The organism is Ralstonia sp. SA306 (assembly GCF_054792405.1).
This window is the reverse complement of the sequence record NZ_CP096452.1, coordinates 1,208,141-1,222,946: the sequence shown is the minus strand read 5'-3', so window position 1 is coordinate 1,222,946 and position 14,806 is coordinate 1,208,141. Positions and strand designations below refer to the sequence as shown.

11 protein-coding genes are annotated in these 14,806 nt (G+C 65.1%); 7 read left to right on the top strand and 4 right to left on the bottom strand.

Annotated features, from left to right (window positions below; translation table 11 throughout):
• The first annotated feature begins 7 nt into the window (after positions 1-7).
• The 4 genes from M1D44_RS22040 (at position 8) to M1D44_RS22025 (ending at position 4,778) form a co-directional block, all read left to right on the top strand.
• Positions 8-994: a hypothetical protein gene (locus M1D44_RS22040; protein WP_316852446.1), complete on the top strand. Its 987-nt coding sequence runs from the start codon at positions 8-10 to the stop codon at positions 992-994.
• A complete protein-coding gene (locus M1D44_RS22035) occupies positions 991-2,841 on the top strand; it encodes a polysaccharide deacetylase family protein (protein ID WP_316852445.1) in 1,851 nt (616 codons plus the stop codon). Before M1D44_RS22040 ends, M1D44_RS22035 begins: the two co-directional genes overlap by 4 nt.
• An 87-nt stretch (positions 2,842-2,928) precedes the next feature.
• The gene (locus M1D44_RS22030) at positions 2,929-3,939 is read left to right on the top strand and encodes a YaiO family outer membrane beta-barrel protein (RefSeq protein WP_316852444.1); all 1,011 of its coding nucleotides are present in this window, start codon (positions 2,929-2,931) and stop codon (positions 3,937-3,939) included.
• Positions 3,936-4,778, top strand: a complete 843-nt coding sequence (locus tag M1D44_RS22025; protein ID WP_316852443.1) for a hypothetical protein — start codon at positions 3,936-3,938, stop codon at positions 4,776-4,778. Before M1D44_RS22030 ends, M1D44_RS22025 begins: the two co-directional genes overlap by 4 nt.
• 67 nt (positions 4,779-4,845) lie before the next feature.
• Here the strand turns inward: M1D44_RS22025 and M1D44_RS22020 are convergent, their stop codons facing one another.
• From M1D44_RS22020 to M1D44_RS22005, 4 genes are all read right to left on the bottom strand, one after another.
• Positions 4,846-6,405: an efflux transporter outer membrane subunit gene (locus M1D44_RS22020; RefSeq protein WP_316852442.1), complete on the bottom strand. Its 1,560-nt coding sequence runs from the start codon at positions 6,403-6,405 to the stop codon at positions 4,846-4,848.
• 25 nt (positions 6,406-6,430) lie between these two features.
• Entirely contained in the window at positions 6,431-9,637 is a 3,207-nt protein-coding gene (locus M1D44_RS22015; protein WP_439004450.1) for an efflux RND transporter permease subunit, read from the bottom strand.
• Between the two features lie 28 nt (positions 9,638-9,665).
• The gene (locus M1D44_RS22010) at positions 9,666-10,976 is read right to left on the bottom strand and encodes an efflux RND transporter periplasmic adaptor subunit (RefSeq protein ID WP_316683129.1); all 1,311 of its coding nucleotides are present in this window, start codon (positions 10,974-10,976) and stop codon (positions 9,666-9,668) included.
• Between the two features lie 115 nt (positions 10,977-11,091).
• Complete coding sequence (locus tag M1D44_RS22005; RefSeq protein WP_316852440.1) at positions 11,092-12,183, bottom strand: alpha/beta hydrolase; 1,092 nt, start codon at positions 12,181-12,183, stop codon at positions 11,092-11,094.
• Between the two features lie 339 nt (positions 12,184-12,522).
• On the opposite strand from M1D44_RS22005, the gene M1D44_RS22000 reads away from it, so the two are divergent.
• The 3 genes from M1D44_RS22000 (at position 12,523) to M1D44_RS21990 (ending at position 14,800) form a co-directional block, all read left to right on the top strand.
• Positions 12,523-13,467 carry a LysR family transcriptional regulator gene (locus tag M1D44_RS22000; protein WP_024978664.1) on the top strand — a complete coding sequence of 315 codons (945 nt, stop codon included), beginning with the start codon at positions 12,523-12,525 and terminating at the stop codon, positions 13,465-13,467.
• A gap of 97 nt (positions 13,468-13,564) precedes the next feature.
• On the top strand, positions 13,565-13,894 hold the full coding sequence (locus M1D44_RS21995; RefSeq protein ID WP_024978665.1) for a hypothetical protein: 330 nt from the start codon (positions 13,565-13,567) through the stop codon (positions 13,892-13,894).
• Positions 13,895-14,023: 129 nt separating this feature from the next.
• The gene (locus M1D44_RS21990; RefSeq protein ID WP_316852439.1) at positions 14,024-14,800 is read left to right on the top strand and encodes a Mut7-C RNAse domain-containing protein; all 777 of its coding nucleotides are present in this window, start codon (positions 14,024-14,026) and stop codon (positions 14,798-14,800) included.
• The last annotated feature ends 6 nt before the right edge of the window (positions 14,801-14,806 follow it).

Sequence of the window (14,806 nt, the reverse complement as noted above, 5' to 3'; positions counted from 1 at the left end):
GGCTCGCATGGTCACGTTCTGGAACGCTTGCGTTCGCCGCTGCGGTGCTGTGCTGGCAGGCCTCGCCATGTCGGCTGCCGCTGCGCACGGTGCCACGATGTTTGAAGACTTCACCACGCCCGACGGGGCCATGACCGTATTCGCCCAGGGCGATTACGTCGAGCCCTACGTTGCCATCGAAGCGCTGCTGGTCGCTCATCGCCTGGGTGCCGACGTGCAGGCCCCGGCCGTTGGGCTGGCCAACTGGCTGCTGCCGTATCAACAGCCGAATGGCACGTTCCCCCGCCTCTGCCGCAATGGCACAGACGGCTGGGCCGCATGTGGCCACGCCGATGCGGATGACTCGCAAGCGGTGTTCTGGTGCCTGCTCGTCAATGAGATCCTGCATGGCCCGCCGCAACTGCTGGCGAGCTGCAGCCTCGCGTTGATGCACCTGGCCACGCTGTGGGACCCGAAGCGCGCGACATTCCAGGCGTTTGCCGATCGGCCGGAAGCCTACTTTGCCGACAACGTGGAAGTGGCCGGAGCGCTCAAGCGCCTGCGCGCCGACCCCAAGGCATCGTTGCACTACACGCTGGAGCTGGCCGCGCTGCCATCACACAAGCAGATGATGGACGGCCTTGCGCATGCCTATGGTTATCAGTTGAACGGCGCGCTGGAGCCCGCACGCGTGAGCCTGCCACCCACGCCCTACGGCTTCTACCCGACGGCGGTTGCGCCGGTCTATCCGTGGGTGCATGGCCTGGAAACCGGCTCCGCCGCCCAACGCAAATGGGCGGTATGGAAGTTCCGCTACGGGCAGACGTGGCTGTCGGGCAAGGCTGACCCGTTCCCGTGGGGCATGATCGCCTGGGCCGCCTACAAGCTCGGCGATATGCCGACTGCGCAGAAGTGGCTGCAGGCCGCGCCGCAATGGCGCGCGGCAGGCCGCTGGAACTTGATGGAAGAGGGCGCGCTGATCGGGCTCTCGCACGCACTGGCGGTTTCCGAATGAGCACACCTTCCAAGCACATCAACTGGCGCAAGCATCTGGCCAGTCTGCTGATCCTGATCGCCTTTGCGGCCTGCGCGCTGCTGCTGGCACGCAACCTCAGCGCGGGCCCAGGCCGCCCGCAGACCGACGACATCGTCCTGGTGGTGCCTGACAACTTCGGGCAAGACAACCGCATCTACGTGCAGGCGTGGGAAGACGCCGCGCTGGAAGAGGGCTTGCGCCTGCGCACCATGTCGGCGTCGGATTTCGTGCGCCACGGGTTGAATGGCGAGCGTGTGTTTGCCGGCGTGATCCTGCCCGACACCGTGCACCGTTCGATGACCACCGCGCTTGTCAACCAGATCAGCCAGTTCGTGCAAAACGGCGGCGCGCTCATGCAGGTGTACGACGCAGGCATCCTCAATGAAAAGGGCTTCTACGAGGATGGCGCCTCGCGCATGTCGACGCTGGCTGGCGTGCAGTACGGTTTCTATTCAACGCTGCGCGAAAAGATGGCAAGCCAGGCCACCGTCTATGGCCAGCCAGATGCGATGGTCGATCTGCATATTCCGCCTGGGCGCTGGATTGTGTCGCAAGGGCGCGCCGTGTTGTCGGGCTACGGGCATGACATGCTGCAGTATCCGACCTTGCGCACGCACGGCGGCTACGCCGGCAAGGTGCTGCTGCGCTCCGAAGACAACTCGATCATCGCGGGCGAGCGCACCGTGGGTAAAGGCCACGTGCTGTTCGTCAACCTGCCGCTGACGTATCTGAAGCTGCGTACCGATGGCGTGCTGATGCACGGCTTCCTCAGCTACTTTGCCGGCCACGTGCTGGAACAGCCGCGCCTGTCGCCGGCGCCGCAGGGCGTGGGTGGCCTGGTGCTGAACTGGCACTGTGACGCGCGCATCTGTATTGACGCCACGGACAAGCTGATTGAAGACGGCGTCTTCAAGCGCGGCCCGTTCAGCTTCCACATCACCGCCGGCCCTGACCAGCGCCAGTTTGGCGACGGCCTGGGCGTGAACCTGGCTCACAACCCTGCGTTTGCAGAGGTCGTGCACGGCCTGATGAAGCAGGGGCACGAAGTGGGCAGCCACGGCGGCTGGATTCACGACTGGTTTGGCCTGAACGTGACGGAAGAGAACCAGGCCACCATGGAGACCTACCTGCAGAAGAACGCAGATGCCATCGAGGCGCTGACGGGCAAGCCGCAGACCGAGTATTCCGCGCCCACCGGCAATCAGCCCGAATGGGCGACGCGCTGGCTGGATGAGCACAACGTCAAGGGCTACTACTTCACCGGCAACATTGGCCAGGGGCCGACGCGCACGTATCGCAACGGCCGCCGCGACGAGCACATCTGGTCGTTCCCCGTGCAGACGTATGGGCAGTACGCGACCATTGAAGAAGCCGACATGGCGCACATTCCGGAAGCGGAGATTGCGGCGTGGCTGACCTCGCTGGTGAAGTTCACCACGGACTCGGGCGAGATCCGCCTGATCTACTTCCACCCGCCCGGTGCGGTGCGCTACCTGCACGCCATTGACGCGTTGATGGAAGCCGCCGACGCGCAAGAGGCGCGCAAGCGCTTCCGCTGGCACACCATCACGCAGATGGCCGAGTTTGCCGAGCGGCGTGAGAAGACCGTGTGGCACACGACATCGGAGCGCGGCGACGTGCGCGTGATTGCTGAGAATCCGGAAACACTGAATGACCTGACATGGCTGTTCCCGGCGGATCGCTATGCCGAGCCGCGCGTGGAAACGGGCCAAGCGAGCGTGGTTCGGGAAGGGAACAACTGGCGCGTGGTGGCAGGCGCCGGCACCAAGCTCGCCGTTGCTGCCAAGTTGAACACGGGCGGCTAAGCACAAGACAACAAGCAGAGAGGGCCGCCGCCGCGCATCAAAAAAAAGGCCGGCGCCCGCTTCAATAACAGACGGGGAAATACCAGCGTGAACCGAATTCCAATCGCGTGGATTACGGCGGCGGCCATCTGCGGCATGACTGCGCCAGCGGTGTGGGCTCAGGCTGCCGAGCCGGCCGCCGCCCAGCCGGTGGAAGACGCGCAACCGGCCGGAACGATGCAACCGGCAGAGCCGGCAACCCAGCAAGAGGCTGCAACCGAACCGGAACAACCGGCTGCACAGGAAGGCGCCACACCGCCAGCAGGCGCCACGGCATTGGCCGCAACGCCCGTGCCCACGCCTGGCGCCAACGCGCCCACCGTGCCGCAGCCTGTGCCGGAACCCTACGCACCCGAGCGCGCCGCCATCGAGGCCGTGCTCGACACAGGCCGTATGAGCGACGGCTTTGGCGGTGCCACGGCCGTGGCCTTGCGCGGCATGATGGTCACCTCATACGGCATCTGGCAGGCCGAACTGGATCGGCAGAGCCGGTTTGGCTTTGCGGGCCAGTACGGCGCACTCTCGCTCACGCGCGATATCTCCGAGGATTACTACTTCTTGGTCGGCGCGGGCACGGGCAACAGCGAGCTGTTCTCGAAGTGGCGTGTGGATGTGGCGGGCTATCGCAAGTTCGGGCCCGACCGCCGCTTCGTGGTGGGCATCGGCGCTTACTACGCGCAGGGCCAGGACAGCGTGCGCAATGACCAGGGGCTGGTGCTCAGCTCGCTGGCGTATTTCCAGTCGGTGGTGCTGGAAGGCGGCCTGCGCTTCAACCGGGCCAATCCCGGCCTGGTGTTCGGCCCGAGCCAATACATTGCGGCCACGATCGGCAACGACGAAAAGCGCGCGCTCATCCTGCGCGTGGAGCACGCCCGCGAGGCTTATCAAGTCCTGACCACCGGCACCGAGCGTGCGGACTACAACAGCATGAGCTACGCGATCCAGTGGCGCGAGCGTGTGTCGCGTGATCTGCTGTTGCTCATTGGCGCGCAGTACTACCACAACCCCTTCTACAACCGCACCTACGGTGAAATCGGCTTTCGCTGGAGTTTCCGATGAACGCCAAGCCGATCGAGGAAGCGCCAGCCGACGACTTGCCCACCCGGCGCAGATTGCGCGGGCATGAGCCCAAGCGGGTGATCGGCTATCGCGGCGATCGCATCGTCATGCACCGTGCGATGCGGCGTCTGGCGTTCCCGCTCTCGCGCTGGATCGACGTGCTGGGGATTCCGCTAGCGCTCACTGCCGGGTACTGCGCACTCTGGCCAACCGTGGCCGGGCTGTGGGAGCGCATCATCGGGTTCTGGAGCGTAGCACTGGAAGGGCAGATTCGCGTGGCGGCCGTCAAGGCGCTCGTGCCGGGCTTTGGGGCCATTCCGTATCCGCACAGCGACGCCGCGTTGCCCACCGCCGTGCAATGGCTGGTCGGGATGATCGTCACGCTGGCGCTGCTGTTCGGCACCCGCTTCATCGGCGGCCGTGCGTTGCCGCTGGCGTATTGGCTGCGCTTCATTGGCGTGGTGCAGGCCAGCGCGCAGTTCTACTTCTTCATGTGGCCGGCGAGCTTTCCGTATGACGGCGGTGGTTCCATCGGCTCGCTCACGCAGGCGTCGGTCGTGGTGGTGCTGATCACGCCGTGGCTCTATGCGTTGATCTACAACGTGCTCGACTTTGGCCTGATCCGCAAGCTGGTGCTGTCGGTCATGGGCATGGCATATCTGACGGTGTTCATTCCGTTTCAGTACACGCTGGCATCTGTGGTGCTGCTCAAGGGGTCGATGCTCTGGTACCCGCAGATCTTTCTGCTGTGGGCCGTGTTCCTGCAGTTCGGCACGCTGGTGGGCTTCTATGCGTGGGCGATGAGCTGGAACGCGCGCGGGGCCAGAGGTTCGCGCTGAACGCACGAAAAAAAACGCGGCCGAAGCCGCGCAGATCTCGCTTTCCAGAGAGAGAGGAGAGAAATTCTTACTGCTGCGCCACCGTTGCCGGCTGCCCCGCGTTGGCCGGTGCTGCCGGCGGCAGATCGCCCCAGCCGCCGCCCAGCGCCTTGATGAGCCCCACCGTGGAGTTCATGCGGCTGCCGGCCAGTTGCACGCCGATGCGTTCGGCGGACAGCATGTTGCGCTCGGCATCGATCACATCCAGGTAATTGACCGAACCCGCGTTGTAGCGCGTGCGCGAGAGCTGCGCGGCGCGCGTGGAAGCGCGTACAGCGTCATCCTGTGCCTTCGATTGATCGGCCAGTAGACGCAGTTCTGAGAGGTTGTCTTCCACCTCGCGGAAGGCGACGAGCACGCTTTCGCGGTAGTTGGCAACGTTCTCTTCGTATGCAGCGCGTGCTTGCTTCACGCCGGCACTGCGTGCGCCCCCGTCAAAGATCGGCAGCGACAGCGCGGTCCCGACCAACGGCCCGAGAATCCACGTACGGCTGCCCCACTTGAGCAGGTCGCCGATGTCGTGCGACTCGTAGCCGAAGCCGCCCGTGAGCTGCAGTTGCGGGAAGAACGCCGCACGCGCCACGCCGATGCGCGCGTTGGCCGCAGCCATTGAGCGTTCCGCAGCGGCCACGTCGGGGCGGCGTTCCAGCAGGGCGGAAGGCAGCCCGGCCGGTACGCGCACGTCGGCCGATTGCAGCGGGTCGGTGCCCATCGTGAAATCAGCCGGCGCCTTGCCCAGCAGCGTTGCCAGTGCGTGCTCCAGCACCGCGCGACGGCGCTGTACGCCGATGCGGTCGGAGCGTGCCGTTGCCAGCTCGGCATCGGCGCGGGCAACGTCCAGCTCGCCAATGTCGCCCGTGTTGAAGCGGCGCTGCACCAGCTTGAGCGCCTCTTCACGGCCGACCAGCGTGCGTGACAGCAACGCCTCTTCCGCGTCCAGCGTGCGCAGGCTGAAGTACGTCTGCGCCACGTCGGCCTGCAATGACAGGCGGGCGGCACGGTATAGCGCTTCGACACGCTCGGCATCGGCGCCGGCGGCATCGATGTTGTTGCGCACGCGGCCGAATAGGTCGACCTCGTACGCCACGGTGGATTGCGCACGCCAGTACGTCTGCGGCTGCACGGGCGCACCGACCGGCAAACCGGCCGATGCCGCCGATGCCCGCTGGCGCGTCGGGCCGAAGCCCGCGTCCAGTTCCGGGAACAGCGATGCACGGTTGGCCTGCACGAACGCACGCGCCTGATTCACGCGTGCGGCTGCGGCGGCCAGCGTGGGGCTGGCTTCAGCGGCCTGTGCTTCGAGCTTGTCGAGCGTCGGGTCGTTGAAGATCTTCCACCACGCGCCGTCGGCGGGCAGGGCGGGCTCGGCGGTCTTCCACTTGCCTTGCTCGCCTGCGGCCAACGGCGCATCCGCCGCTTGTGCCGCTTGTGCGGCTTCCTTGAAGGCGTTGGGTGTGCCAACGTCCGGCTTCTCGTAGGTCGGGGCGAGCGAGCAGGCCGCGAGGAACAGCGCGGCGGCCAGCGCCAGCGGGGTCCAGCGGCCCGACCGCATGGCCGGACCTGTTTGTTGTTGTGTAGACGCGTTCATAGCGATGTCTTGATGAGTGTTGACCTTAGTGCTGGGCCGAGGGCACAGGCAGCGCGCCGTCCAGGTCCAGATCGCGGTCGGGTGCATCTTCAGAGCGCTGGCCGCGGCGTGCCGCCAGCGTGCGCAGCAGCACGTAGAACACCGGCGTGAGGAACAGGCCGAACAGCGTCACACCCAGCATCCCCGCGAACACGGCCACGCCCATGGCATGGCGCATTTCCGCGCCGGCGCCGGTCGACACCACCAGGGGCACTACGCCCATGATGAATGCGATCGACGTCATCAGGATCGGGCGCAGACGCAGGCGGCAGGCCTCGATGGCGGCTTGCACGATGGTGCGACCTTGCAGCTCAAGCTCGCGCGCAAACTCCACGATCAGGATCGCGTTCTTGCACGCCAGCCCCACCAGCACCACCAGACCGATCTGCGTGAAGATGTTGTTGTCTCCATGCGAGAACCAGACGCCCAGCATGGCGGCAAACAGGCTCATCGGCACGATCAGGATCACGGCTAGCGGCAGCGTCAGGCTTTCGTACTGCGCGGCCAGCACCAGGAACACCAGCAGCACGCAGATCGGGAAGATCCACACGGCCGAGTTGCCGGCCAGGATCTGCTGATACGTCAGGTCCGTCCACTCGAAGCGCACACCCTTGGGCAGCGTTTCATGCGCGATGCGCTCCACAGCCGCCTGTGCCTGGCCCGACGAGAAGCCCGGCGCGGGGCCACCGTTGATGTCGGCAGCGGTGTAGCCGTTGTAGCGCACCACCATGTCCGGCCCGAAGCCTTGCGACACACGCAGCAGCGACGACAGCGGAACCATGTCGCCAGCGGCGTTGCGCGTCTTCAACTGCAGGATGTCTTCTGCATGGGCGCGGAACGGCGCGTCTGCCTGCACCTTCACCTGATACGTGCGGCCGAAGCGGTTGAAGTCGTTCACGTACAGCGAGCCCAGGTACACCTGCATGGTGTCGAACACATCGGTCACCGGCACGCCAAGCTGCTTGGCCTTCACGCGGTCGAGGTCAGCATTCAACTGCGGCACGTTGATCTGGTAGCTCGAGAACGACGGGCCCAGCTCGGGCGTCTTGCGTGCCTTGGCCATGAAGGCCTGCGTGGCGGCAAAGAGCTGTTCATAGCCGACCGAGCCGCGGTCTTCCAGTTGCAGCTTGAAGCCACCCACCGTGCCGAGGCCTTGTACCGGCGGCGGCGGGAACACGGCAATGAACGCATCCTTGATTGCGCCGTATTGCTTGTTCAACTGACCTGCAATCGCACCGCCCGACAGGTCGGCACTCTTGCGCTGGTCAAACGGCTTGAGCGTGACGAACACGATGCCGGCGCTCGGGCTGTTGGTGAAACCGTTGATCGACAGGCCAGGGAACGCCACGGCGCTTTCCACGCCGGGGTGCTTGAGGGCGATGTCCGACATGCGGCGGATCACGTCTTCCGTGCGGTCCAGCGATGCACCGTCCGGCAGTTGCGCGAAGCTCACCAGGTACTGCTTGTCCTGCATCGGCACGAAGCCGCCCGGCACCTTGTTGAACAGCAGGGCAGTTGCACCGATCAGCGCCAGGTAGATCCCGAGCATCACGGCCTTGCGGCCGATCACGCGCGACGTGCTGCGGCCATACGATTCCGATGCCGCACCAAACACGCGGTTGAACGGACGGAAAATCCAGCCCAGGCCCTTGTCCATCGTGCGCGCCAGCCAATCCTTCGGCGCGTCGTGGCTCTTGAGCAGCAGGGCGGCCAGCGCAGGCGACAGCGTGAGCGAGTTGAAGGCCGAGATGACGGTCGAGATGGAGATCGTCAGTGCGAACTGCTTGTAGAACTGACCGGTCAGGCCCGTCATGAAGGCCAGCGGCACGAACACGGCAATCAGCGTGAGCGCAATGGCGATGATCGGGCCGCTCACTTCACGCATGGCCTTGTAGGTGGCCTCGCGTGGCGATAACCCTTCGGCGATGTTCCGCTCGACGTTTTCCACCACCACGATGGCGTCGTCCACCACGATCCCGATCGCCAGCACCAGCCCGAACAGCGACAGCGCGTTGATCGAGAAGCCGAACATCAGCATCAGGCCGAACGTACCGATGATGGACACCGGCACCGCCAGCAGCGGAATGATCGACGCACGCCACGTCTGCAGGAACAGGATCACCACCAGCACCACAAGCGCCACCGCTTCCAGCAGCGTGTGCGTGACGGCTTCGATACTTGAGCGGACGAACTGCGTCGGGTCATAGACGATGCGGTAGTCGACGCCTTCGGGAAAGTCTTCCTTCAGCTCGGCCATCGTCTTGCGCACGTCATCCGAAATCTGCAGCGCGTTGGAGCCCGGCGCCTGGAAGATCGGAATGGCCACAGCCTGCTTGTTGTCCAGCAGCGAGCGCAGGCCGTATTCCGATGCGGCCAACTCGATACGGGCCACGTCACGCAGGGTCGTGACGGCGCCATCGGGCGAACTCTTGAGGATGATGTCGCCGAATTCCTGTTCGGTCTTCAGCCGGCCCTGCGCGTTGACGGACAGTTGCAGATCCGTGCCCGGCACCGAGGGCGAGCCGCCGATCACGCCGGCTGCCACCTGCACGTTCTGGTCTCGGATGGCCTTGACCACTTCGTTGGCAGTCAGGCCGCGCTCGGCCACCTTGTTCGGGTCGAGCCATACGCGCATCGAGTAGTCACCCGAGCCGAACAATTGCACCTGGCCGACGCCGCTGATACGCGCCAAACGGTCCTTGACGTTGAGCACTGCGTAATTGCGCAGGTACGTCATGTCGTAGCGGTCGTTGGGCGACAGCAAGTGCACCACCATCGTCAGGTCGGGGCTGCTCTTGACGGTGGTCACGCCCAGGCGTTGCACCACGTCGGGCAGACGCGGCAGCGCCTGCGACACGCGGTTCTGCACGAGCTGCTGCGCCTTGTCAGGATCGGTGCCCAGCTTGAAGGTGACCGTCGTGGTCAGGTTGCCGTCGCTGTTGGCTTGCGACTGCATGTAGAGCATGTTCTCGACGCCGTTGATTTGCTCTTCGAGCGGCGAGGCGACAGTCTCGGCAATCACCTTCGGGTTGGCGCCCGGGAACTGCGCGCGCACCACCACCGAAGGCGGCACGACCTCGGGGTACTCCGAGATCGGCAACCGCCAGATCGAGATGACCCCGATCAGCAGGATCAGCGTGGAAAGCACGCCCGCAAAGATCGGGCGGTCCACGAAAAATTTAGAGAAGTTCATGGCTGTGAGCGATGAGTTTCAGTCGCAATCAGGCGCGGTCGGCCGGAAGGCGTTGAGCGTTGGCTGCGGTCTTGGCGTTGGCAGGCTTGGTTTCAGCCTTGGCGGCAGGCGCAGCGGGTGCGTCGGCTTTGGCTTCGGCGGGCGTGGCGGGGGCTTCCGGCTGTGCACCCGGCAACACCACCCGCTTGGTGACCAGGCTATCCATGGTCACCGCGTTGGGTGCCACGGCGTCGCCCGGGCGCACACGCTGGATGCCGTTCACGACGATGCGGTCACCCGCCTTCAGGCCCGACTTCACAACGCGCAGGCCGTCAATGGAGGCGCCCAGCACCACCGGGCGATAGCTCGTCTTGTTGGCGGCATCCACCACCAGGACGAACTTCTTGTCCTGGTCCGTGCCGATGGCCTTGTCGCTGATGAGGATGGCGTCGTGCGGTGCGCCGGTGCTCATGCGCACGCGGGCGTAGAGCCCCGGCGTGAGGCGGCCGTCGGCGTTGTCCAGCGTGGCGCGCACGCGGATGGTGCCCGAGCGCACGTCCAGCCGGTTGTCGACGGACTGGATCACGCCTTCGCGCGTGTAGCCGTCTTCATTGGCCAGCCCGATGTAGACCGGTGTCTTCGCGCCCTGGGCTGCCTTGGCGGAGTAGCGCAGATAGCTTTGCTCGTCCGCGTCGAACGCCACGTACATCGGCGAGACCGACACCAGCGTCGTCAACACCGGGGCAGCGCCGCCGGCGGAAACGACGTTGCCGACCGTAATCTCTGCGCGCGACACGCGGCCTGCAACCGGCGCCACGATGTGCGTGTACTCCAGGTTCAGCTTGGCGGCGTCCAGCGCGGCGGCGGCGCCTTGCAGGTTGGCCTGCGCCTCCCGTGCGGCGTTTTCCTTCTCTTCAAACTCGCGGCGCGCGATGGCGTTGTCGGCCACCAGCTTTCGTGCTCGGTCCAGCTCTGACGTGGTGTAGGCCACGCGTGACTTGGCGGCGGTCAGCGCGGCTTGCGTGCGTGCGACTTCGGCAGCGTAGGGGCGCGGGTCGATGGTGAACAGCGCGTCGCCCTTCTTGACGATGCTGCCGTCCTTGAAGTGGACGGCGGTGACGGTGCCGCTCACCAACGGGCGGACTTCAACGCGTTGAACGGCTTCAATGCGGCCGGAAAACTCATCCCATTCGGCTACGTTCTTTGCCAGGACGGGCGCCACATCCACCGGCGTGGCGGCGGGTGCGGCGGCGGGCTGCTGCGATGCGCCGGCACTGGAGACAAGGCCGTAGGTGCCCACAGCTGCAACGCCGAGCACGGCGGCAACCGAAATGGCGAGTGTGCGTTTGGACAGGCTCATGATGACTCTCTCGATTTTGTTGGGGTAAGCAAAGAGAAAAGACTGGATAAAAGCGCTTTGGCCGCAGCGTAGAAACACGCGGGCGGCCTCGCACTCCGTTTCTTGTTGTATGGGTTCAGCCAGGCGTCTCCGCGGTCGGGTCAATGGAGGTGCGATCCTTTCGATCCGCACGTGCGCGGCGTTTGCGCGGAGCGGCCGCCTGGCGCGTCATTCCGAGGTGCCAGCGCAGGAAGCACGTCATCTCGTCTTGCGCCACTGCGCTCATGGCAATCGAGTCATGGCAGGCCTCGTTCACGCGCACGACCTGCGTGACGACGCCCGCTTCAATGAGGCACGCGGCATAGCGCTCGGCTTCGGTGCGCAGCAGGTCTTGCGGCGCGGTCAGCAGCAGGGCGGGGGGCAGGCCCTGCAGGCGGCGCGATTCAACCGGCGCGGCGTATGGGTGCACGCGCTCGGTCGGGCGGGGCAGATACTGGCGATAGCAATCGGCGCAGACTTCAGCCGAGTTGTCGGCATTGGCCAGATGATCCGGGCGCACACGGGCCATGGTCGGGTCGAGCATCGGGGCGATCAGGACCTGGGCGCGCAGGTTCGGGCCGCCGCGGTCGCGCGCAATCATCGTCAGTGCGGCAGAAAGATTGCCGCCGGCGTCATGCCCGGCCACCGCCATGCGGCGGCGGTCAATCCCCCATGCGTCGGCGTGGTCGGCCATGCAGCACAGCGCCGCGTACACATCTTCGGGCGCGGCAGGAAAGGGCGCAGCCGGTGCGAGCGAATAGCCGACCGTGACCACCACCGCCGGCAATGTGGCGGCCAGGAGGCGCGCCGGTGCATCGGCATCGTCAATCGAGCCGCGTACGAAACCACCGCCATGCAGGTACAGCACGCCGGGGCGGCGCAACGGCGCGGCGGCATCGTCGGCGTGCATTTCGGGGCGGAACACGCGCAGGCGGATGCGGCTGGCGTAACCCTGCGTCCAATAATCTTCGGACGTGACCTCGCGCAGCAGCGGACCCGCACCAGCCGTTTCCTCGCATGCAGAAGCTTGCTCAGGCAGCTTGGATGTTGCGCCGCGCAAATTGTTATTCAGTGCAACATTTGTGGGGGCGGACGTTGCGTACGGTCGTGCTGGGCGAACAGCGGCCGATGCCGCATCGCTGGTCAGCGTGCGATCCGAAACAACGAGACGCGGTGGAGAAGAACCCATGATGTCAGGCGGGGCTTACCTTTGCGGATAACCCGGATATCGATGGGCTGAATGATGGTGATTAGACGAACGCGGATAAATGCCTATAATCGGACATCACTATTAGTTGCAGCCGAACAATCAAAATTTACGGTTGTGCTACAAAGTGTTCTTGCTCGAGGCCGATCTTGTTGCACTGCGAAAACCCGTAGTCGCCGCCTTCCTGATCGCGCCTCATGCTCAGACCGCGTGCGTGTTCTCGAGCATGAGCAGACCTCTTGATTCCACAGGTCCGGCGCATTGCCCGTTTGATTCCGGCAGTGCGCCCGCCCCGTGGAGTCCGTCCCTAAGGAGCCGCAGATGGATCGCTTGCAGGCCATGCAGGTTTTCACGCGTGTCGTGGAGGCCAGCAGTTTCACCAAGGCTGCCGACAGCCTTCAGTTACCCCGCGCCACGGTGACGAACCTGGTGCAAAGCCTTGAGGCGCATCTCGGCGTGCGCCTGCTGCACCGGACCACGCGCCGCGTGAATGTCACCGCCGATGGCGCTGCGTACTACGAGCGCTGCGTGCGTCTGCTCGGCGATCTGGAAGAGACCGAGGCTGCGTTCTCGCAAAGCGCATCGGGCGCACGCGGCACCCTGCGCATCGACGTGCCTGCGTCGATTGGCAAACGGTTGCTTGTGCCGCGCATTCGGGATTTTCACGAGGCGTACCCCGATCTTCAGCTGGAGATCGGCATGAGTGACCGCACCGTCGATCTCGTGCAGGAGGGTGTGGATTGCGCCGTGCGTGGCGGCGAGTTGCAGGACTCAAGTCTTGTCGCGCGCCGCATCGGCCAGCTGTCGATGGTCAATTGTGCGTCGCCCGAATATCTGGCCCGCTGCGGCACGCCCCAGACGTTGGAAGACCTGCAGGACCACACGGCGGTGAATTACTTCTCTGCGCGCAACGGCCGCCGCATGGACTGGGATTTCGTGATCGACGGGCAGAAGCAGATCCACAAGGTGCGCAGCATGGTGTCCGTCAACGATGCCGAATCTGCGGTGGCGTGCGGCCTGCATGGCCTGGGGCTGCTGCAGACCTCGCGCTTCCTGGTGTACGAGCACCTGATGTCGGGTGCGTTGGTGGAAGTGCTGCCGGACCATGTTTCCGAGCCGGTGCCGGTGTCGGTGGTGTATCCGCACAACCGGCACCTGTCGCCCAAGGTGCGGGTGTTTGTGGATTGGGTGGCGACGCTGTTTGCTGATCACCCGTGCCTGCAGCTCAAGGAAAATCCTCGGCTGCAGATTGTTAGCGCCGCCTGAACAGTTATTTCTGCAAAGTCGCATTTATCAGACGGGAGCAACGATCTATTCTGCCCTCCAAGCGCAACAACGAGCGCAAACGAACAAGGAACAGATCATGAACTCCCGCCTCTTCTCCGCTTTTTCCCGCCGCGCCGTCCTGGCCATGGTGGCTACCGTATCGGCTTCTGCCGCACTGCTGTCGCAGCCCGCGACGGCTTCCATCCAGCCCAACTTTGACGCTCCGGCCGCGACGCAGGCGGGCCGCTTCGACCCGTACACCCAAGGCGCCGACCGCCAAGCCGACACCTACGGCTATCTGTCGTGGAAGAACGATCGCTTTGATCCGTACAGCCAAGGCGCGGATCGCCAGGCCGACACCTATGGCTACCTGTCGTGGAACGGCGATGCGAGCTATCCGAAGGCCGGCGCTGCATCGCGCGCATAAACTGCGCACCCGCTGAATTTCTCCTCCTCCCTGTTTGCGGCGTGACTTCATCGGTCACGCCGCATTTTTGTTGGTGCGAGAGCCGGGGCGCCAGGGCGCCGATGTTGGGTTGGGAGTATCGTGGCAGGCATGCAGACCGTCGTCCTCACGTTCGATTCCAGTCTGACGCCGCTTCTTCCGCTGGCGTTGCGCGGGCATCCCGTTGCGCGTACTTGGGCTGATGGCGCCACGCTCAAGCACGCCATCGAGGCGCTTGGCGTGCCGCATACCGAGGTTGGGCAAGTGCTGGTGGATGGCGCCCCCATGGGTCTGGAGGCCATGTTGCCCGGCAGGGGGCACGTTGCCGTTTCGTCCGTGGCGCCCCTGGTGCCAACCGCGCCGCTGCATTTTCTGTGCGACGCCCATCTTGGGGCAACGGCTCGGCTGCTGCGCATGGCGGGCTTTGATACGGCCTACGACAACAATTACGCCGACGCGGCCATCGAAGCGCTGGCGCATGGCGAAGACTGGATCGTGCTCTCGCGTGACCGTGAGCTCCTCAAGCGACGCGGCATCCGCCGGGGCGCATTCATCCGCGCGCGCGAGCCGCAGGCGCAGATGCGCGAAATCGTCATGCGCCTTCGGCTGGCAGATGTGGCCAAGCCGTTCTCACGCTGTCTCGAATGCAATGTGCCGCTGCGGATGCTGAGCCCGGAAGAGGCTTCCGCCAGCGTGCCACCCCGCGTGCGCGAGCGCCAACGGCTCTTTAGCACCTGCGATGCCTGTCGGCGTATCTATTGGCCCGGTTCGCACTGGGCACGCATGAATGCCGTGTTGGCCGACATGTTGTCGCCCCAGGCCGGCGTATCGATAGACCCACCGGAAGCCGCCGAGCGTATGTCGCGCACCGGCAGCGCAGGCGCCTGACGCGCC

Coding starts and splice junctions, on each gene's coding strand:
- M1D44_RS22040 (WP_316852446.1), top strand. CDS start 8: ATGGTCACGTTCTGGAACGCTTGCGTTCGCCGCTGCGGTGCTGTGCTG.
- M1D44_RS22035 (WP_316852445.1), top strand. CDS start 991: ATGAGCACACCTTCCAAGCACATCAACTGGCGCAAGCATCTGGCCAGT.
- M1D44_RS22025 (WP_316852443.1), top strand. CDS start 3,936: ATGAACGCCAAGCCGATCGAGGAAGCGCCAGCCGACGACTTGCCCACC.
- M1D44_RS22020 (WP_316852442.1), bottom strand. CDS start 6,405: ATGAACGCGTCTACACAACAACAAACAGGTCCGGCCATGCGGTCGGGC.
- M1D44_RS22015 (WP_439004450.1), bottom strand. CDS start 9,637: ATGAACTTCTCTAAATTTTTCGTGGACCGCCCGATCTTTGCGGGCGTG.
- M1D44_RS22010 (WP_316683129.1), bottom strand. CDS start 10,976: ATGAGCCTGTCCAAACGCACACTCGCCATTTCGGTTGCCGCCGTGCTC.
- M1D44_RS22005 (WP_316852440.1), bottom strand. CDS start 12,183: ATGGGTTCTTCTCCACCGCGTCTCGTTGTTTCGGATCGCACGCTGACC.
- M1D44_RS22000 (WP_024978664.1), top strand. CDS start 12,523: ATGGATCGCTTGCAGGCCATGCAGGTTTTCACGCGTGTCGTGGAGGCC.
- M1D44_RS21995 (WP_024978665.1), top strand. CDS start 13,565: ATGAACTCCCGCCTCTTCTCCGCTTTTTCCCGCCGCGCCGTCCTGGCC.
- M1D44_RS21990 (WP_316852439.1), top strand. CDS start 14,024: ATGCAGACCGTCGTCCTCACGTTCGATTCCAGTCTGACGCCGCTTCTT.